The sequence below is a fragment of the Acinetobacter dispersus genome, assembly GCF_009884975.1.
Classification (GTDB): Bacteria; Pseudomonadota; Gammaproteobacteria; order Pseudomonadales; family Moraxellaceae; genus Acinetobacter; species Acinetobacter dispersus.
Window position 1 is genome coordinate 437777 of the sequence record NZ_CP041970.1, and the last position, 19242, is coordinate 457018.

The window sequence follows — 19242 nt, forward strand, 5'->3', positions numbered from 1 at the left end:
CATAATGCAGAATATAGAACAGCAATTGACTCGTTTTCAAAAGCAATCAGTTGCCCTAATCTATTATGTTACTTCACGATCCTATTTAGAGATGTTACTGACCAAACTGGACGATTTGATTCAATATACTGGCGGAGTAATTGATCTCGCTGATCAACAATATCGAGATCGTGTCCTATTGCAAGAAGGTTGGGGAATGGGGGATACCTCAGCCAATTGGAGCACCTATGCTTACCCATCTTTACTCGATTTCAGATTAGGTTTGATTAGGATTATAGAACAGACTAAACAGGAAAAATATGGCTGGACACCTGCATATAATACAGCACGTATGTTAGGCGAGTTTCAACCCAACTGGATGTCAGAAGAAGAAGAAACAGATTTTAAAATGCGCTTTGATGAATTATATAGATTATGTAGTTATTACGATTCTTGTGTTAAGCCTCCAAAATCATGGAATTTATATAGTTTATTTGAGGTGATTAAAGAACTGGGAATTTTTGAACATAAAGTACCTAAGCTTAAAATTCGTACAGATATACGAGTAAATAGTGGGGAACCTATCTCAAAAACAGGCATATATATCCCTGTTGGTGATCAATATGGCGTACCACAATTTGCTTGGACCTATCAGGAGTCTGATACATTTGAAAGAGGATGGTTAGAAGAATGCCGTACAATAAATTCTTTAGGCAAGCAATTGTTTTCTAAGTTTAATGAATATACAGCATGGACTCCATCTGAAGAACTAAGAACATTCGCAATTGAAAATATTAAAAAGAAGAAAATAGATGACGATTTTGGTTATGTAAAATTAAATTATGATAGCCAATTAAGATTGGCCCCAGAGCTGATTGCAAATAATGTTTTTTCTAAGGCTGATTGTAGTTGGTATTTTGTTGAATTAGTAGAAGGTGAGTTTGAGGATATTGGTGGAGAGGAGACAGATGTTTTCGTTACACCTCATTTAAAAGTTATAGGTGGAGAATTATGTCCAAGAACAGGTTATTGGATTTTATCTAGCCAAAAGGAGAAGCGTTTGTACTTTACCAAAGGAACATTAATTCCCAAATATAATAAAGACTGGGGTGAAGAATATTGGGTCTTTGATGGTGAAGAATAATTAATATGCCCTTCAGGGCATTTAAAATTTTGAGATTTATATAATTTAAATGATTGATTTAAATAAACTAGAGCTATTCCCAAGAGAAATCTATTTATTAGAGCAATTTCTTTCTTATGGCTATTATTATGAAACGGTAAAGTTATGGGAGGGGGTGATTCAATATGCTGAAGAGCTATTAGATAAATATAGTGCTCATTTAGCGCCCGATCATCGTGCTCAGCACCCATCTCATCAAGCCGACTATGTCTGGGGAACAATTGTACTACCAAATTTTAAAGGAGTTTTACATCATTTAGTTGATGGTTTAGATGACTTAAAAGAGGGCTTTTTGCCTATATTAAGAAGAATGAGTAGCATTCGTAATGCTCTTATTGCTCAATGGAGAGATTATCCTTATGATTGGATGGATCATGTTGAAAAAGGCTCAGCTGCTATTTATAAAGCTAAACAGGATATTGTATCAATAAGAGCTAATAATACCTTTATTGCAAGTGATTACTATGACTCGCAATGGGACTATAAAGATCTATTAAAAAATGATGTATATAAAAGAGATGTGGGTATAGAGTATCCTCCAATTTTACCTAAATATTATTTAAATCCTAATATAAGTGTAAAAACAGATGAACCAATTATGGTGACAGGTTTTTATCGTTCTACTGAACCATATTCAGCGTGTAAGTTTTTGATACATGAAACAAAAATGTCTGCCAAGCATCCTGAAGACTGGAAATTAGCTCCAACGGTTCAGTGTTTTAAAATGAATCCAGACCTTTTTACGACACCAGATATAATTGAAAATTCAGAAGAAGTAGAAACGGCATGGATACTGGTGGAAAAAGTAGTTGAGGACGGTGGCAGCAATTCGGCATTTAATGAAGAAAGAATATCTCAAAAAGGTGGAGAAAAAGTAACGAAAACAGGCTATTGGTCTACTCCTGCACAACCAGATACAAGACTTTATTTTACGTAAGGTGCAATATCGCCAACGCTGCCAGAAACAGATTGGGGTGAAGTGTATTGGTATTGGGATGGTGAAGAATAACTAAAGTGCCCTTCGGGGCATTTAAAATTTTGAGATTTATATAATTTAAATGATTGATCAGCAAAAATTAGAGTTATTTCCGCAAGAGATCTATGCAATTGAACAATTTGTTTCATATAACTATTACTATGAAACGGTAAAGTTATGGGAGGAGCTGATTCAATATGCTGAAGGATTATTAGACAAATATAGTGCTCATTTAGCACCAGACCATCGTGTCCAACATCCATCTCATCAAGCCGACTATGTCTGGGGAATAATCGTATTACCAAATTTGAGAGGAGTCCTCCATAATTGAGTTGGGGGGATGACTTGAAATAAAATTTTTGCCAATCTTAAACTAAAAAGCAGAGCCGAAGCTCTGCTTTTTCGAGTCAATCAGTTTTAGATCTTGCTGATCAAATCATTGATTTGTTTTGCTTGTTCAGCTGCATTACCAGTATAAGTTGCAGGTGTTAACTCAGCTAAACGAGCACGTTCATCAGCTGGAACTTGTGCAAGTTCATCGCCATTGACAAAGTTCACCATCATCTCTCGTGTCATTGCTTGACCACGAGTAAGTGCTTTTAATTTCTCGTATGGCTTTTCAACGTTATAACGACGCATAACAGTTTGAATTGGCTCGGCAAGAACTTCTTGTGCTTGGTTTAAATCTTCATTTAAACGAGCAGCATTGAGTTCAAGTTTACCAACACCTTTTAGGCAAGCATCAAAAGCAATTAAGCTTTGCGCAAAACCAACACCCATATTACGTAATACAGTAGAGTCAGTTAAGTCACGCTGCCAGCGAGAAACAGGAAGTTTTTCACCTAAGTGACCTAAAACAGCATTGGCAATACCTAAGTTGCCTTCTGAGTTTTCGAAGTCAATTGGGTTGACTTTGTGCGGCATGGTTGAAGAACCAACTTCACCATCTTTTAACTTTTGTTTGAAGTAACCAAGCGAGATATAACCCCAAACATCACGGTTAAAGTCGATTAAGATGGTGTTGTAACGACGTAAAGCATCAAACAATTCAGCCATATAATCATGTGGCTCGATTTGTGTAGTGTATGGGTTGAAGCTTAGGCCTAAAGATTCAACAAATGCTTGTGCATGTGCAGCCCAATCAATTTCTGGGTATGCAGAAAGATGTGCATTGTAGTTACCTACCGCACCATTGATTTTGCCTAATAATTCAACATTTTCGAATTGCTTGATTTGGCGTGCTAAACGATAAGCAACGTTTGCCATCTCTTTACCCAGCGTAGTTGGGCTTGCAGTTTGACCGTGCGTACGAGACAACATTGGTTGTTCAGCATGCGTTGTTGCCAAAGCTGAAATTGCATTGAGAAGTTGCTTCATGCTTGAAACTAAAACTTCACGGCCATTTTTCAGCATAAGAGCATGAGACAAGTTATTGATGTCTTCAGAAGTACAAGCAAAGTGAATAAATTCGCCTGCATTTTGTAATTCATCAATGTTGGCAATTTTTTCTTTAAGGAAATATTCAACCGCTTTTACATCATGGTTAGTGGTGCGCTCAATTTCTTTAATGCGGTTTGCATCTTCTTCAGAGAAGTTTGAAACGATTGCATCTAAAGCTGCATTGGTTTCATTTGAAAACGGTGCAACTTCGATGATTTCTGCACGATTTGCAAGTGCTTGTAACCAACGCACTTCAACCGTGACACGAGCGTGGATTAAACCAAACTCAGACAAAAAAGGGCGTAGGGCATCGCATTTGCTAGCGTAACGTCCATCAAGTGGCGAGAGTGCGGTTAAAGCATTCATACAGATTCCTTAATTTTGGAATAAACATAAAAATAAATTCGTTGTAGCATCGGTCTATACCACCTGATACTGCAAACGAGCGAGAGCTTGAATATCTTGCAATAACTTGCGTTTACTAAAGATCATACTCCATGAGCTGCCACCTGACTGCTTCCATAAATGTGCCAGCTGTAGGCCTGTAAATAAGCTTGCACGAATACGGTTGGTATGATTGATGTCTTTAAATGCTTCGGCATTGCCTCGGACTAAAATACGAGGATTGATTTGTCCTGCAGTTTCGACATAGGTTTGGGCTAAATTGGCGATGATGCTTGGGTGTAAATAGTTATTATCGAAAAAAGAGAGTTGCTTTAATATTTTTTGTTGGGCAGTTTCTATAATTTTGACATATTCAGGATTGCTATAAACTTTCTTTTCCAACTGCAACAGAGCCATTGCATAGGACATGGGTAATTTAGCAGTCGACATTTTAGGAACACGGGATTTCGGTGCGGTATTAAAAGGCTGGGTAATACAGCCTTCTAATGTTTTTAAACCGAGTGAAATGTCTGCAAGTTGATTAAAAAAATCTAAGGTCTGAGTGGCGTTGTTAGCGGTAGGACGTATATTCAGACTGGCTTTAATCAATAGCTCAAAATAGAAATTACCACTATCGCCAATGCTTTGCTGGCCAGCCATCGCAGTCATATGTGTTAACTGAGTTGCCTGAAAGACTGCGGCCAATGCTAGAGCACGGTTCTGTCTAACATTCAACGCTTGAGTGTGCTGAAAGGGTAACTCGACCATGCTTCGCTTCCAATTTCCTTAAATAAAATCTGGTTCAGGTGCATTGGTATGATGAATGACACCACCACCTAAGCAGACCTCTCCAGAATAGAACACCACGCTTTGTCCTGGAGTCACGGCGCGTTGCGGCTCATCAAACTCAACACGAATACCATTTTCAGTCTGTTCATCGCGATAAATTGTACACGCTTGATCTGGCTGGCGATAACGGGTTTTCGCTGTGCAGCGGAATCCAGACGATGGAATGTTCTGTTCACCTGCAACCCAATCAATCGACTCACTCCAAAGCTGTGTGCTTTGCATCAATGGATGTTCATGTCCTTGACCAATCACCAGTCGGTTATTGGCAATATCTTTATGTAATACGAACCATGCACCTTCTTGTACACCTTTCATACCACCGATACCGATACCACCGCGTTGACCCAGCGTATAGTACATCAAGCCATGATGTTCACCAACTTCTTTACCTGATTCCAAAACAATTTTTCCAGCTTGGGCAGGTAGGTATTGTTTAAGGAAGTCAGTAAAGCGACGTTCACCAATAAAACAAATACCAGTTGAGTCTTTTTTCTTCGCTGTTGCTAAATCAAGTTGTTCTGCAATACGACGAACTTCTGGCTTTTCAATTTCACCCACAGGGAACAGGGTTTTGTTAATTTCACGGCCATGAACTGCATGCAGGAAATAGGTTTGGTCTTTGTTATTATCAACACCACGGAGCAATGGGGCGTAAGTTTCGCCACGTGAGTTCTGTGTGCTTGTGCCACGACGTGCATAGTGACCTGTTGCAATAAAGTCTGCACCCAAAGTCATGGCATGATCGAGGAAGGCACGGAATTTAATTTCTTTATTACATAGAATATCTGGGTTTGGTGTGCGGCCCGCAGCATATTCAGCTAAGAAATGCTCAAAGACACGATCCCAATATTCCATAGCAAAGTTAGCTGTATGCAGCTTGATGCCAATTTTATCTGCAACGGCCTGAGCATCTGCCAAGTCTTCCAATGCTGTGCAGTAATCCGTACCATCATCTTCTTCCCAGTTTTTCATGAAAAGACCTTCAACTTGATATCCTTGTTGAAGTAATAATGCGGCAGAAACGGAGGAGTCTACACCACCAGACATACCGACGATGACACGTTGTTGCATCTAATTAAGCATCCAAATGAGAAGTTAATAAGGGAGAAAAAGGGTGCTCATAAATAAGCGATAAAGGATATTTTTTGCCAGCAAGGGCATCTTCAACAGCTTTTAAAACCAGTGGGCTACGTGCACGTGCTGTTTCTTGTAATTCATCCAAGTTCATCCATACTGCACCAACAATACCTGTATCCAGTTGCGCATTTTCTTCAACTGCTGTGACATGTGCCAAGAAGCAAAAACGGTAATAAGTGCGGTCGGGAAACATTGGTGGCGTATAGGTGTAAATCCCAAGCAGATGATCAATTTCAACATGATGACCTGTTTCTTCTAAGGTCTCACGGATCGCTGCTTGAATAATGGTTTCATCGCATTCGACATGACCTGCCGGTTGATTAAACACGGTATGTACAAAGCCTTCGCTGTGTTCTTCAACAAACAGAAAACGTCCGTCTTTTTCGACAACAGTGGCGACTGTGACATGAGGTGTCCAAGCGGTCATAGAAAGCATCATGGTTTTAAAAAATGTATTCTACAAAATTTAAGAGTTTTTGGCTATGGTGAGTTTCTAGAGTAGGTTTTTGTATAGAAAATATCATCAATTTCCACTGAAATTGAAGTCAGGAACATCTAGTTCACAAAGTTTTAAAGCTAGGAGGCAGAAGATATGGATGAGATTAGAATCACACTCAATAAAAATGAAATGGATATTAATGTAGTTCATCAATTTCTCAGAAATACTTATTGGTCGAAGGGTATTCCAAAGACTGCTGTTCAGAGCGCGATTGAAAACTCTTTATGTGTAGGTTTGATGCGAAATAATCAAATTATTGGTTTTGGTCGGGCAATCACGGATTATGCAACATTTGCATATCTTGCAGATATTTTTGTTGAAGCACCATTTCGTGGAAAAGGTTACTCTGAGCTTATCGTCAATGCCTTGCTTGATCAGTGCGATTCAAAAGGGTTAAGAAGGATTCTTTTGGCGACAGCTGATGCTCATGGTTTGTACCGTAAGTTTGGATTCACTTATTTGGCAAAGCCTGAAAATTTTATGGAAATAAATCAGCCAAATATATACCAAAAATAGTTTTGTGGGGCGCAATTAAACTAATAATCTAAATGTTTCATGAATCCAAAGCACTAGCTTAAGGCTGTGAGGTTGCTCTTATTTGTAGGAATGAAAGATGATTCAAAAGGTATATCAGCCAATTTTAAAAGATTTGATCTCGGTTTTTGCTAGAGAATTCACGACAGAGCTTGATAGCCTTTATATTTATGGAAGTGTCGCGAAAGGGAAAGCGGTTGTTGGTCAATCAGATTTAGTTACTGGTTGAAATAAATACCCTTTACCTAAGGGTATAAAATTTGACTGTCTTTGGCTACATAGGAAGGCTCCTTCGCTAAAGTGAAAGAAAAATATTTGCTGCCATCCGTGTGTATTTGATGTGTTGAGAATCGAAAAGAAATTGCTTCAAAAAAACAGAATGTGCTAGTGTGTTTTTTGACCGCAAGGTAAAAATAATAATTCCGTCTAAGCGATGTATTGTTTGCTCAGGCCTTTCAACAATTTAGAAGTAGAACAGATGAAGAATTAGACTCATATACAGCATACGGAGTTGAAGTATTATGCAACATATTAAAATTAAACCTGGTGTCGCTTTAGCAGAACAAGCAGAGATTGGCCATAATCGCTGGCATCCAGATATTCCATTTTTAACATCGGTAAAACCCGGAGAAGAAATTCTCATCGAAAGTCTAGATTTTCTAGATGCACAAATTAAAGATACCGATGATGTTTCTGATGTAAAAAATGTTGATCTTACTCGAGCACATCCTTTGACAGGACCTTTTTATGTTGAGGGTGCTGAGCCGGGAGATTTATTGGTGATTGATCTTTTGGATATTCAACCGATCTCAGCAGTTGGTTTTTCAGGTGTGTTTGCGAAAGAAAATGGCGGTGGCTTTTTAGCGGATTATTTCCCTGAAGCAGATAAGGCAATTTGGGATTTAAAAGGATTATTTGCAACATCACGTCATATCCCTGGTGTTCGTATTGCTGGCTTAAAACATCCTGGATTAATTGGGACGCTTCCTTCACATGAGCTTTTAAAAGAGTGGAACCATAGAGAAGCGTTATTGGTACCTAAGGGACAGGCAAATCCACCTGATCCAAGAACTGCGGTGTTACGAGGTGTGACTGGGGCAGAGTTTGATCGGATGGCAGTTGAAGCGGCTCGTACAGTGCCGCCGCGTGAACATGGTGGTAATACCGATATTAAAGATCTAGCTGCGGGCAGTCGTATTTATTTTCCTGTGTATCAGAAAGGTGCTGGCTTCTCGATGGGTGATCTACACTTCTCACAAGGCGATGGCGAAATCGGATTCTGTGGTGCGATTGAAATGGATGGGGTAACGCGCGTTGGTTTTGACCTGATTAAAGGAGGAATGGAAAAATATAATATTGATTCGCCTATCTTTGTTCCAAGCAATGTCAGACCTAATTACGATCAGTGGCTAACCTTTGAAGGGATCAGCGTGGAAAATGGGGTAAATCATTATCTAGATGCCACGGTTGCCTATCGTCAAGCCTGTTTAAAAGCGATTAAATATCTTGAGAATTTTGGATTTACGGGATCTCAAGCCTATATGTTGCTGACCGCTGCACCTGTTGAAGGGCGTATTGGTGGCATTGTGGATATTCCCAACTGTGCTTGCACAATTTCTTTACCAACCTCGATCTTTGAGAAGAATATTTTGCCGCAAGGTGCCTTAAACGAAAATAAGTTTTGGGGACATCGTTAGTCTTGGGTGAATGCAAGATTGATCGCTAAAGAAGGATTTTAAGATGCCACTGTATGATTTTAGATGTGAACATTGTGAAGGGATTTTCGAGCAGAATGTCCCAATGGCCAGTATTGCAAGGGATAACACCTCTTGCCCATATTGCCAGCAATCCATGTTATTAAAACCGATGATTACCGGACATCAAAAGATCTCAGTCAAAAATAAATGGCGACCCTCATCGAGTGCAGAGCAACTTGCGGGGCCGTTGGTTGAGGGACCTGGAACAAGAAAAAAAAGTGCTCGCACATCGGTGTTGCATAACTGCCGAGGTGTGAATTGTTCTTTATGTGAGGTTTGAGTGACTTCGCTTTGAAAGTAAGGTTGATGTGCCATCCTGTACATTTTATTGTACTAGGGTGGCATGCATATAAGCTTGATAATCTGTCTTTAGGGATCGTATTATTCTTCTTGATGTTCATCAAGATCTAATCTTTCCCATCCATCACCGATGAAATTTCTTTCAGCCACTTGACCGTAACCAAGATCAAAAATGTCATTCAGACTCGGGTCTTTTAAAATCATTTGTTCCAAGGCAACTAAGCGAATATCATCGGGTTGTTGATCTCCAGTTAAAAACTGCCAATCACCATCGGTATCGTGAACAACACGTAAGATTGGTTGATCGTACTCTAGCCATTGTCGAGTGGTAAAAATACCGAGGTTTTTAGCTTCTCTGAACTTAAAATCAGCATTTCGGTCTAAGAGTGGTTGATCATAAATAAATTCTTCCTCAAACCCATCTTCCCAAGGCAATTTATTATTACGATCTGCCCAAACCAATTGCAAAGCGGAAAAATTGTCGTGTTGATAGTAATTTAAAGCAGCACCAAAATAATCTTCAATATTTTTAACATCTACAGGCAAAAATTGAGCACGAGTTTCTTTAAAAATTTGATCGCCATACTCTTGATTGAGAGCAATTTTTTCTCCATTTTTAATCAGATTGGCGACATCATTGATGATGGTATGTGCTAAGTCCGTTGGTAACCCAAAGCATATGATTTCAGGGTGCTGATAGCTTTCAAATAAACCGATACTATAACTAAAAGAGGGTAAATAGTCTGTCGCACTAATTCCTATAACTTCCAGTCCGTACTTTTCAATATTGAGTTTAATTGTATTAATGAGTGCATCAGGAGTAGGGCAATTATGTGGATGATCAGTGTTCATTAGATATCTCTAAAAGTTCATTATTTTTTTATTATTTATAAAGGATTGAAGAAAAGAATAACGAAGCTAGACTTCGCTATTCTTATAATTATCCTTCACTTTGACATAGTGATGTGCTGAATAAGGTAAAAATTCCATTTCCTTTTCAGTCAGTGCACGAACTTGCTGTACCGGGCTGCCGACATAGAGATAACCGCTTTTTAGCACTTTACGTGGCGGAACAAGGCTGCCTGCACCAATCATCACATCATCTTCAATGATCACGTCATCTAAAACAACGGTATTAATTCCGATCAAGACACGATTACCAATGGTGCAGCCATGTAAAGTTACATGATGCCCAACGGTTACATCCTCTCCAATGACGAGTGGAGAACCATTCGGTTTAGATTGATTTTTATGGCTGACATGTAACATACAGTGATCTTGTACATTGCTATTTTTACCAATTTGAATTGAATTTACGTCACCGCGAATTACAGCAAAAGGCCAGACAGAAACATTCTCTGCTAATTTGACATCACCTACCACAACTGACATTTCATCTACGTAACAGCTTGGATCAACATCAGGTTTTTGGTCTAGATAGGGACGAATGTTCTTTGGCATATTGGCTTTCGATTGGAAAATTTAGAGTAATTATAAAATAAAAAAGCATTCATGCCCAAGAGCACGAATGCTTAATCTCACTATTCTAAAAATTAGAATAAGTTGCTGAAGAACATTTTGATATGGTCAATCATACGTGCAAAGAAACCAGCTTCTTCAACGGGTTTTAATGCAACAAGCGGTTTTTCAGCAATCACTTTGCCATCAAGGCTAGCCACTAACTTACCAACCACTTGACCTTTCGCTAAAGGTGCATTCAGTTTAGGTTGAACCACAAGCTGAGTTTTGATTTTGTCTACTTGACCTTTAGGCATGGTGACATTGAAGTTTTCAGCTAAACCGATTTGAACTTCATCTTGTTTACCAAACCATACTTTGGCTTTAGCAAGAACTTGATTAGCTGGTTGAACGTTTGCAGTTTCAAAGTTTGCAAAGCCCCATGCTAATAATGTACGCGTTTGGCTAGCACGTTCATTCATGCTTGGTGTACCAAAGATCACTGAGATCAAACGCATTGGACCGCGTTTACTTGAGGTGGTTAAGCAGAAACCTGCTTCATTGGTATGACCTGTTTTTAAACCATCAACACTTGGATCGGTATAAAGCAAAGCATTACGGTTACCTTGCTTAATCCCGTTGAAAGTAAATTCTTTTTCAGAATAGATTGGGTAGTACTTCGAGCTATCTTTAATAATATGCTGAGCAAGGATCGCCATATCTTTTGCAGTTGAATAATGACCATCAGCTGGCATCCCTGTTGAGTTGATGAAATGAGTATTCACCATACCAACACGTTTTGCTTCTTGGTTCATCATGTGAGCAAAAGTACCTTCATTGCCCGCAATATGCTCAGCCATTGCTTTAGAAGCATCATTACCTGACTGGATAATAATACCGCGTAACATTTCTAAAACTGTTGCCGTACCATTTAATGGAACATACATACATGATTCAGAACTGCTACCACGACACCACGCAGATTCGTTCATGCGTACTTGTTCGTTTTCAGTCAATTCACCCTTTAAAAGTTTCTGCTCAATGATGTAGCTTGTCATCATTTTTGTCATTGAAGCAGGTGCCAGTTTTTCATTTTCATTTTTGGCAGCGAGGATCTGTCCTGTCTCATAATCCATTAATACATAGGATTTATTATTTAGTTCTGGTGGGGCAGATAGGACAGTTGCTGCATATGAAAAGCTTGGCAAAAGGAGTAATGCAGCAAGAGCGCTTTTTTGAGTCATTCTAGGTGGTTCCAATATCTTGTATGAAGCAGACGAGCCTAGCATTTTAGGATAAAGCAAAGCCGACTTCTATGGGGGAAATCGGCTTTTTCATACAGTATTGTAACCTGAAGCTTAATTGGTCGGATTATTTCGAATAATAATTACGAACATCATCGCAAATTTGACGGTTGTCGTTATCAGAAGCTGCTTTTGCATCAGCACGTGCTTCTTTTAAAGCTTCCTGAAAATCTTTGCCTTTCACGCGTTTATTGAGCGTTTCCACAGCATTGGCATCGTTGCTCAAATAGGCTTTGACTAAATTGTCGTAGGCTTTATTAAATTTTAAATCTTTACCAATTAGACTTGGGCAAATTTCAGAAAGCACATAGATTGCAGCAAGTTCTTGCTTGGTTACGCTGTCAGACATTGGCGTGACTTCAATCTTTTCAGTTTCTGACTTTTTGTCAGCCGCAAATGCTGTTGAAGTAAGTGCACTCGAAGCGATGAGCAATGATAGACCTAGTGTTTTAAAAACATTTTTCTTCATAAGAAATCAAACTCAAAACAAGACTTAAAGAATTTGAATAACTTATAGCATAAAAGCATGTTAAAAAATGTATGTTTGCTGTAGGAACCGTGGAGAAAGTGTGGGTGAAAATATACGGAATATAAAATGCAGCTATCTTATGAAAGTCTAGTACAGTTGTCTTGATATCCTTGCTTGCACATATTTTGCTTAAAACGTAGGCTGTTTTAAGATAGGTATATCTATTTACTGGATTGTAATACGAATGAGTTGCACCGCTCGTACGATAGGGTGAGCTCGCGAAGTAAATAAAAAAATGCTCAAGAAAATAATAATTCTGTATGCAACAGGAGTAATAAGATGAAGCCAAAATTCACAGGCGGTGTTGATATCGCGCTTAAACTTCCACCACATCAATTCGAAGCCACCATTGCATTTTATCGTGATGTGATTGGCCTTAAACAAATTACAGACAAACTACCTGATATAGGCTTTGAACTTGGACCTGTTAAATTATGGATTGCTGCGGCACCTGAGATGAGTCAAGCTGAACTTTGGCTTGAACTGTTTACAGATAATTTTTCAGAAGCTGCTGAATATTTGAAAGCAGCAGGTGTGGTTCGTTGTGATGCAATTGAACCCTTAGCTGAAGGATTCCGAGGCGGGTGGATTACTAGCCCAGCCAACATCATTCATATGGTACGTGAACCTGATGCTTGGTAATGGTTATTTGAGCAGCATCAGCACTTTTTATCAATTAGATATAGCGATGTGGATTTAACTTATTCAATCGTTAAAACCACATCAGAATTTTAAAGGCAGATTAGCCTTCGAAATTTAAAACTTCTTCACATACTGACTTTTGCTCAGCTTTGTCTACTTCTGTCGCTGCTTCACGTGCATCTTTCAACAAAGTTTTGAACTCGCCATCTTTCTGTAAACTATCTAATGAGGCAGTTTTATCTGAATAGTTACTGAGATATGAACCAATCATTTTTTTGATATTTTGATCAAACTTGGCATTCTTGCCGATTAAATTAGGACACATTTCGATAAGCACTTGTGCATTGGCGATATCATCTTTAATTAATGCATCAGCTTCTTTAATTGAAACCGCTTCATCAGCAAAAACAACTGGTGCTGTTAAAAGTGTGAAACTAACCCCGAAAACTCGAATAAAATTAGATAAATGTCTCATGGCTACGTAAATTTCTAATACTATGAAGTCATAAATATATATAATTTAAGGAATAATTCAATTGGGAAAACTGTTGAGTAATCTAAGTGTTGTTGACATTTGATTGATGCTTACAGCATGAGTTAGATCTATTTAGCCTGTGCTAATTCGTTTTATATTGCGATTATTGAGTGCTTGGTCTTTATGGACTTCAAGGTTAAAAATTGCAGTGCCTTGGTTACTAAGCTTGACAACAGCGTTATCATTGCCTAGGTTTCATGCCTTATTTGAGTTATTTCAGCTGTTCATTCAAGGCAGAGCTGAAGATGCCAGCAGATACCGTATAGAGAATTAATTTTAGTGAATATCTTAATTGCAAATGATGATGGTGTGTTCGCACCAGGACTACAAGCTTTGGCACAAGCATTAAAGCCGTTGGGTCGGGTGGTGGTGGTTGCGCCTGAAAGTGAACGAAGTGGTTATTCAAGTGCTTTAACGCTAGATCGTCCATTACGTCCTATACAAATTTCTGAAGATGTTTGGGCTGTGAATGGTACGCCTGCAGACTGTGTTTATTTGTCCATGAATGGCTTATTTGATTTTGAATTTGATCTGGTGGTCAGTGGAATCAATAGTGGTGCCAATCTCGGAGATGATGTTTTATATTCTGGTACGGTAGGCGCTGCTTTTGAAGGACGATTGATGAAGCATCCTGCAATTGCGGTATCGCTAGCTGGATCAAATGTACGTGCTTATGAGCATCCACAGCATTATGCGGTCGCTGCACAATGGGTACATGACTTTATCGCAAAAGGTTTGCCTGTTTTGCCACCGCGTCATATCTTTAATATTAACATTCCTGATGTTGAGCAAATTAAAGGGGCGCAGGTCACCTATCAAGGTCGTCGTGCACAATCAAAGCCAATTAGTAGTCATGTTGATCCACGTGGTCGTCAAGTTTATTGGATTGGATTGGCTGGTGAAGCGATTACGGATCCACAAGCGGTATCTAGTGATATTCAGTCTGATTTTTTTGCAGTTTCGAATGGTTATGTCAGTATTACTCCAATTCAAATGGATGCGACGAACTATGCGGTACTGGAAAATTTACATGCCCATGTAAATGGTTAGGCGTTTGAATGTTATAACTTTGTGAATATAAGAGGTCAGAACTCGTTTTTTCTTACTTTTTTGGTACTCTTAGGCGCAAATATATTAAGGTTTTTTCGATGAGGGCGAAGATGCACTTAAACCATGTCTCGGTTTTTATATCACAGAAGATGATTAAAACAATCGTTTTGTCTATGGCGGTTGCAACAGTGACAGTGATGACAGGGTGTGCATCTAAACCGCAGGTGAATGGTGGCACACGTTCTGTGCAAGCACCGAACTACTACACCGTTCGTTCGGGTGATACTTTAAGTGCGATTTCAAATCGCTATGGTTTGAACTATTTAGATGTCGCTGCGCTGAATGATATTGCTTCGCCTTATCGAATTTATGTCAATCAATCTTTGCGCTTAAAGGGCTCGGTGGCACAGCGTACAACGTCTACGCAAGCAATGACACAAACATCTCCAATTCAGCGTCAAAGTATTAACTTGCCGACTCAGCAGCCTGTCGCACCAAAAACACAGCCTGTCATACCAAGACCTGTTGTTCCAGTCGTGCCTGTGAATCCATCAACGACCTTGGCGTCAAGTTTACGTTGGGTGAAACCATCAAATGGACCAATTATTCAAAGCTATAATATGGCGAGTAATGTAAAAGGAACGCGTTACGGTGGTAATGAGGGTGATCCAATTTTTGCTGCTGCAAATGGACAGGTCGTCTATGCTGCGGATGGCTTAAAGGAATATGGCAATCTGGTCTTAGTCAAACATATTGATGGCTATATCACTGCATATGCACATAACAGTAAGATGTTGGTAAAAAGTGGTGACAATGTGACTGCTGGTCAAAAAATTGCAGAAATGGGTTCTTCAGGGGCTTCTCGAGTCATGATGGAGTTCCAAGTCCGTTTAGATGGAAAACCTGTGAACCCTGTCACGGTTTTACCAAATTAACCCTAGGATTATTAACAATATTTCAATTATTTATTAATAATCCACTAGTGCATAAATAGACTTCCTTGTATACTCAAATTAGATTGCTTTCATTAGAACAATAAGCATATTAATAAATTAAGGGTAAGAGGGAAGTCTATGCTAGATCAATTGCGTGCAATGGGGGTCTTTGCCTGTGTTGTAGAAAAGAGCTCTTTTAGTGGTGCTGCAAGAGACTTAGGGATTACAACCAGCGCGGTCAGCCAACAAATCCGTTCTTTAGAACAAGAAATGGATGTCACTTTACTTCATCGTTCAACCCGTAAACTCAGTCTTACTGAGGCTGGACAAGCATTCTTCTTAAGCTGCCAAGAAATGTTGGCTGCGGCTGAACGCGGCAAAATCCGAATTAATGAATTACGTGATGATCTGGTCGGAGATCTGCGTATCGCAACAACGCCTGAACTGGGTGCTTTACATGTCATTCCTGCGCTTTCTCATTGGATGTCAGCACACAAAGGCTTGGCAATTCATTTTGAAGCGGATCACCGTTATATTGATTTAATTGAAGAACGTATTGATATTGCGATTCGCATGAGCTTAAAAGTTGATGATCATCAACTGGCTGCTGTGCCTTTAGCGCGAGTAGATCAGGTACTGGTTGCTTCGCCAAGTTATTTAAATCAAGCACAACCGATTACACGTCCTGAAGACTTACGTCATCATGAATTACTGCCAATCACTCTAATGCAAGGCTATCAACACTTTGCATTCCGTCATGGTATTAGTGGTGAAGTCGTAAACATTGATATGAAATCACGTTTAGGCACCAATAATGTCTTTGTAGCAAAATCCTTATGCCAGCAAGGTCATGGCATCGCACGTATTTTGTATATGGATATTCAGAAAGAATTGGTGAGTGGTTCGTTGGTTGAGGTCTTACCAGATTGGCAACTACCTGCATATACTTTGCATGCGTTGACGTCTAAACGTGAACAATACCCAATGAAAGTCCATCGTTGTATTGATGCGTTGAAACAATATTTTGCTCAGTTACCTGGTGGGCGTTCCTTGCAGGGTGTAGCCTAACAAAAAAGCCATGCTCCTTAGGGAACATGGCTTTTTCTTTTATTGCTTTTTCTTTTGCTTAAGAGATTTTAAGCTTTTTGCTTCGACAGCTGTGTCATCTGAATTTTTCACTTCAGCAGCTTCTTTTTTGGCTTTCTTACGCTTCTTCTTTTTCTTTGGTTCATCATCTTCAACTGCTTCACCATCTTCGATCGCTTGCCAATACTCTAATTGTTCCATCACCGCAGCGTAGATCGAGTTTTTGCTATAGCGTCCTTTCTTGTCGAGGGTTCCGACAGGGCGTGCCATTAGAATCTCTAAAGCTTGATCAATCGTATCAATTGCATGGACATGGAACTGCCCAGCTTGTACTGCATCAATAACGTCTTGACGTAACATCAGGTGTTGCATGTTTTGGCGTGGAATAATCACCCCTTGTTTGCCAGTTAAGCCTTGCAGTTTACATGCATCGTAGAAGCCTTCGATCTTGGCATTGACACCACCAATTGGCTGTACCTGGCCCAACTGGTTCATCGAACCTGTAATTGCCCATGATTGATCAATTGGGATTTGGCAGATAGCAGAAATTAATGCTGAAAGTTCAGCAACGGTAGCACTATCACCATCGACCTGTCCGTAACTTTGCTCAAATGCTAAAGCTGCAGAGAAGTGGAGTATTTGTTCACGACCGAAATGTGCTTTTAAGAAGCTGGACATGAGTAGTACACCTTTGGCGTGTAGTGAACCACCTAATTCAACGCTACGTTCAATGTCGAGGATATCACCGCCGCCTTGATAAACAGATGCGGTCAGACGTGAAGGTAGACCAAACTCTACATCGGCATAGTGAATCACAGAAAGCGCATTGATTTGACCTAGGCGATGTCCTGACGTTTCTATCAACTGAGTACCACGCGACAGATCCTGCCAATATAACTCACGTAAATAACCGAGACGATACTGGCGATGGTGCAGTGCTTGATTTACGTGCTGATCGATAACGATCTTGTCATCTGCTTTAAAAGCGTGATGATGGGCTTCACGAATTAAATCACCAAGTGTTGAGGCATGTAGTGATAATGAACTTTGATCTTCGGCTTGGCGGCTAGAGTCAGTGAGTAAAGCTGCAAGTGCCGAGCGATCAAAAGGAAGTAACTTGTCAGCTTGAACATAATCAGCGATCAACTGCATATACGCTTGTTCATTACTGTCATTACGTTGTAATGTATCGGTAAAGTCGGCACGGATTTTAAAGACACTGCCTAACTCTGGTTCAAGCTCTAAAATTTCATAATAAATTTCAGGTTCTGCCAATAAAATGACTTTAATATCAAGTGGAACAGAAGCTGGTTCAATTGAAATACTCCCTGTTAAGGTGAGCATGTGTTCGAGTGATGAGAGCTTCAGTTGCCCTGATTTTAAAGCACGCTTTAAACCTTGCCATGCATAAGGTTGCTCAAGTAGCTGCTCAGCTTCAAGCATTAAAAAGCCGCCGTTGGCTTGGTGTAGAGAGCCCGGGCGAATCAAGGTGAAATCGGTGGTAATCGTACCGTTATGGGTTAATTGTTCAACATGACCTAATAGGTTGTAGTGCGTTGGAAAGTCTTCAAAAATGACAGGTGCACCGCTATTCGGTTTGTTGGCAATGATCACATTGGCTTGATAGCGCGAAGGAACACGGTTAAATAACGCTGGAGTAAAATCATCTTCTTCTTGTTCTAAGATCAGCTCAACATTATCAATAATGTCTTCAGCATAATGTTTTAAGAACAGTTCTAATCCGCTGACTTCTTTATTTTTATTTAAGATTGACTCGATACGCGGCATCACGACTTGTGTTGCAATATCGCGATTTAAGCTTGAAACTCGATCACGTGCATCATCTTCTAAATCACCTAGATGTAGGCCTAAACGCTCAAGCTTTTTTTCCATATAGCGGATATTGGCGTTGATTTCTGTACGCTCTTTGCTTGGGAGTGCATTTAACTCATTTTGAGTTAACTCATGATATTCATTCTCTTTGAGCTGCATTGGGATAAAGACATGTTTGTCATTACGAGAAATCAATTTCAAATTGATTTCCTCACCTTCTTTCGTGAGTTCAACCAAAGCTTGTTGTTGTACGTCCCCAGTATCTTGACGGATACGTTCGATACGATTGTGATAGCTTTCTGCGCTAAAACGACGTTCTAACTGTTTTAAAATGATTTGCCATGCTTGTTGCAGCGCATTTTGAAATTTAGTGCCTTGTCCTGCTGGAAAGCGTAATGCAATGGGCTGTCTTGGATTTTTGAAGTTGTTAACATAGACCCAATCATTCGGTGTTGGCATAGATTTGGCGTGCTGCTGCAGCAAACGCTTAATCATGGTGCGTTTACCAAGACCAGCAGTACCGACAGCAAAAATGTTATAACCTGAATAAGGTAAGGAGATTCCAGCTTCAACTGAGGCGCGGGCTCGATCTTGCCCTAAAAAATTATTGAGCGGTTTAATCCGTTTGGTTGAGCTTGGAATCTCAGCTAAATCTGGGATATGAGTCAGTTGATCAGCACGTAGTGCTGTTTTAGTCAGTGTTGGTTGTATGTCCGTCTGCTCAAAAGCGCTAGGTAATGAATTAAGGTTTGCAGTAATAGTGTTTGTTGGTGTTAAAGATAAAGTTGTTGCCGTCATTTGATCGAGTTTTTGGGTCACTGTTGCTGTCCAA

18 protein-coding genes and 3 pseudogenes are annotated in these 19242 nt (G+C 39.7%); 11 read left to right on the forward strand and 10 right to left on the reverse strand.

All coding sequences use genetic code 11. From position 1 onward, the window contains the following. Positions 1-4 precede the first annotated feature (4 nt). The 3 genes and pseudogenes from FPL17_RS01855 to FPL17_RS01865 form a co-directional block, all read left to right on the forward strand. A complete protein-coding gene (locus FPL17_RS01855) occupies positions 5-1123 on the forward strand; it encodes a hypothetical protein (RefSeq protein ID WP_159882813.1) in 1119 nt (372 codons plus the stop codon). 49 nt (positions 1124-1172) lie between these two features. Then, positions 1173-2171: pseudogene (locus FPL17_RS01860) on the forward strand (hypothetical protein). A 49-nt stretch (positions 2172-2220) separates the two neighbouring features. Beyond that, positions 2221-2466 (forward strand): annotated as a pseudogene (locus FPL17_RS01865) (hypothetical protein); the annotation flags it as partial. A gap of 89 nt (positions 2467-2555) precedes the next feature. Here FPL17_RS01865 and purB read toward each other — a convergent pair. Genes purB through FPL17_RS01885 form a run of 4 tightly spaced genes read right to left on the reverse strand, consistent with a single transcriptional unit; the run spans position 2556 to position 6375 of the window. Further along, on the reverse strand, positions 2556-3944 hold the full coding sequence (purB, locus tag FPL17_RS01870) for an adenylosuccinate lyase (protein WP_005202605.1): 1389 nt from the start codon (positions 3942-3944) through the stop codon (positions 2556-2558). A gap of 54 nt (positions 3945-3998) precedes the next feature. Beyond that, positions 3999-4730 (reverse strand): high frequency lysogenization protein HflD, encoded by a 732-nt coding sequence (hflD, locus tag FPL17_RS01875; protein ID WP_005183265.1) that lies wholly within the window; start codon positions 4728-4730, stop codon positions 3999-4001. A gap of 18 nt (positions 4731-4748) precedes the next feature. Next, on the reverse strand, positions 4749-5882 hold the full coding sequence (mnmA, locus tag FPL17_RS01880) for a tRNA 2-thiouridine(34) synthase MnmA (protein ID WP_159882817.1): 1134 nt from the start codon (positions 5880-5882) through the stop codon (positions 4749-4751). 4 nt (positions 5883-5886) lie between these two features. Next, the gene (locus tag FPL17_RS01885) at positions 5887-6375 is read right to left on the reverse strand and encodes an NUDIX hydrolase (RefSeq protein ID WP_159882819.1); all 489 of its coding nucleotides are present in this window, start codon (positions 6373-6375) and stop codon (positions 5887-5889) included. Between the two features lie 165 nt (positions 6376-6540). Here FPL17_RS01885 and FPL17_RS01890 point away from each other — a divergent pair, with 165 nt between their 5' ends. From FPL17_RS01890 to FPL17_RS01905, 4 genes and pseudogenes are all read left to right on the forward strand, one after another. Next, a complete protein-coding gene (locus FPL17_RS01890; RefSeq protein WP_159882821.1) occupies positions 6541-6963 on the forward strand; it encodes a GNAT family N-acetyltransferase in 423 nt (140 codons plus the stop codon). 97 nt (positions 6964-7060) lie between these two features. Further along, positions 7061-7198: pseudogene (locus FPL17_RS01895) on the forward strand (nucleotidyltransferase domain-containing protein); the annotation flags it as partial. Positions 7199-7502: 304 nt separating this feature from the next. Further along, positions 7503-8678 (forward strand): formamidase, encoded by a 1176-nt coding sequence (fmdA, locus tag FPL17_RS01900; RefSeq protein ID WP_159882823.1) that lies wholly within the window; start codon positions 7503-7505, stop codon positions 8676-8678. Between the two features lie 43 nt (positions 8679-8721). Next, on the forward strand, positions 8722-9018 hold the full coding sequence (locus tag FPL17_RS01905; protein ID WP_151716655.1) for an FmdB family zinc ribbon protein: 297 nt from the start codon (positions 8722-8724) through the stop codon (positions 9016-9018). 101 nt (positions 9019-9119) lie between these two features. Here FPL17_RS01905 and FPL17_RS01910 read toward each other — a convergent pair whose 3' ends face one another. The 4 genes from FPL17_RS01910 to FPL17_RS01925 all read right to left on the reverse strand — a co-directional run bounded on the left by FPL17_RS01910 (position 9120) and on the right by FPL17_RS01925 (position 12269). Then, positions 9120-9890 (reverse strand): DUF4262 domain-containing protein, encoded by a 771-nt coding sequence (locus FPL17_RS01910; protein WP_159882824.1) that lies wholly within the window; start codon positions 9888-9890, stop codon positions 9120-9122. A gap of 66 nt (positions 9891-9956) precedes the next feature. After that, positions 9957-10499: a gamma carbonic anhydrase family protein gene (locus tag FPL17_RS01915; RefSeq protein ID WP_159882826.1), complete on the reverse strand. Its 543-nt coding sequence runs from the start codon at positions 10497-10499 to the stop codon at positions 9957-9959. A gap of 92 nt (positions 10500-10591) precedes the next feature. Continuing rightward, positions 10592-11740, reverse strand: a complete 1149-nt coding sequence (dacC, locus tag FPL17_RS01920; protein ID WP_005183245.1) for a D-alanyl-D-alanine carboxypeptidase PBP5/6 — start codon at positions 11738-11740, stop codon at positions 10592-10594. 127 nt (positions 11741-11867) lie between these two features. Continuing rightward, on the reverse strand, positions 11868-12269 hold the full coding sequence (locus FPL17_RS01925; RefSeq protein WP_005183242.1) for an MCR_0457 family protein: 402 nt from the start codon (positions 12267-12269) through the stop codon (positions 11868-11870). A gap of 339 nt (positions 12270-12608) precedes the next feature. Between FPL17_RS01925 and FPL17_RS01930 the strand changes: the two genes are divergently transcribed. Beyond that, a complete protein-coding gene (locus FPL17_RS01930; protein WP_159882828.1) occupies positions 12609-12971 on the forward strand; it encodes a VOC family protein in 363 nt (120 codons plus the stop codon). Positions 12972-13071: 100 nt separating this feature from the next. On the opposite strand, the gene FPL17_RS01935 is transcribed toward FPL17_RS01930, so the two are convergent. Next, on the reverse strand, positions 13072-13446 hold the full coding sequence (locus tag FPL17_RS01935; RefSeq protein WP_005183237.1) for an MCR_0457 family protein: 375 nt from the start codon (positions 13444-13446) through the stop codon (positions 13072-13074). Between the two features lie 339 nt (positions 13447-13785). Between FPL17_RS01935 and surE the strand changes: the two genes are divergently transcribed. The 3 genes from surE (at position 13786) to FPL17_RS01950 (ending at position 16559) form a co-directional block, all read left to right on the forward strand. Continuing rightward, a complete protein-coding gene (gene surE / locus FPL17_RS01940; protein WP_005145925.1) occupies positions 13786-14556 on the forward strand; it encodes a 5'/3'-nucleotidase SurE in 771 nt (256 codons plus the stop codon). Between the two features lie 110 nt (positions 14557-14666). Next, positions 14667-15491, forward strand: coding sequence for a peptidoglycan DD-metalloendopeptidase family protein (locus FPL17_RS01945; protein ID WP_159882830.1), 825 nt, complete (start codon positions 14667-14669; stop codon positions 15489-15491). Positions 15492-15629: 138 nt separating this feature from the next. Next, on the forward strand, positions 15630-16559 hold the full coding sequence (locus FPL17_RS01950) for a LysR family transcriptional regulator (RefSeq protein ID WP_005183230.1): 930 nt from the start codon (positions 15630-15632) through the stop codon (positions 16557-16559). 39 nt (positions 16560-16598) lie between these two features. Here FPL17_RS01950 and FPL17_RS01955 read toward each other — a convergent pair whose 3' ends face one another. After that, complete coding sequence (locus tag FPL17_RS01955; protein ID WP_005183228.1) at positions 16599-19229, reverse strand: Lon protease family protein; 2631 nt, start codon at positions 19227-19229, stop codon at positions 16599-16601. Positions 19230-19242 lie beyond the last annotated feature (13 nt).

Coding starts and splice junctions, on each gene's coding strand:
- hflD (WP_005183265.1), bottom strand. CDS start 4,730: ATGGTCGAGTTACCCTTTCAGCACACTCAAGCGTTGAATGTTAGACAG.
- FPL17_RS01950 (WP_005183230.1), top strand. CDS start 15,630: ATGCTAGATCAATTGCGTGCAATGGGGGTCTTTGCCTGTGTTGTAGAA.
- FPL17_RS01855 (WP_159882813.1), top strand. CDS start 5: ATGCAGAATATAGAACAGCAATTGACTCGTTTTCAAAAGCAATCAGTT.
- FPL17_RS01930 (WP_159882828.1), top strand. CDS start 12,609: ATGAAGCCAAAATTCACAGGCGGTGTTGATATCGCGCTTAAACTTCCA.
- FPL17_RS01905 (WP_151716655.1), top strand. CDS start 8,722: ATGCCACTGTATGATTTTAGATGTGAACATTGTGAAGGGATTTTCGAG.
- FPL17_RS01935 (WP_005183237.1), bottom strand. CDS start 13,446: ATGAGACATTTATCTAATTTTATTCGAGTTTTCGGGGTTAGTTTCACA.
- FPL17_RS01945 (WP_159882830.1), top strand. CDS start 14,667: ATGCACTTAAACCATGTCTCGGTTTTTATATCACAGAAGATGATTAAA.
- FPL17_RS01915 (WP_159882826.1), bottom strand. CDS start 10,499: ATGCCAAAGAACATTCGTCCCTATCTAGACCAAAAACCTGATGTTGAT.
- FPL17_RS01890 (WP_159882821.1), top strand. CDS start 6,541: ATGGATGAGATTAGAATCACACTCAATAAAAATGAAATGGATATTAAT.
- mnmA (WP_159882817.1), bottom strand. CDS start 5,882: ATGCAACAACGTGTCATCGTCGGTATGTCTGGTGGTGTAGACTCCTCC.
- fmdA (WP_159882823.1), top strand. CDS start 7,503: ATGCAACATATTAAAATTAAACCTGGTGTCGCTTTAGCAGAACAAGCA.
- dacC (WP_005183245.1), bottom strand. CDS start 11,740: ATGACTCAAAAAAGCGCTCTTGCTGCATTACTCCTTTTGCCAAGCTTT.
- FPL17_RS01925 (WP_005183242.1), bottom strand. CDS start 12,269: ATGAAGAAAAATGTTTTTAAAACACTAGGTCTATCATTGCTCATCGCT.
- FPL17_RS01885 (WP_159882819.1), bottom strand. CDS start 6,375: ATGACCGCTTGGACACCTCATGTCACAGTCGCCACTGTTGTCGAAAAA.
- FPL17_RS01910 (WP_159882824.1), bottom strand. CDS start 9,890: ATGAACACTGATCATCCACATAATTGCCCTACTCCTGATGCACTCATT.
- purB (WP_005202605.1), bottom strand. CDS start 3,944: ATGAATGCTTTAACCGCACTCTCGCCACTTGATGGACGTTACGCTAGC.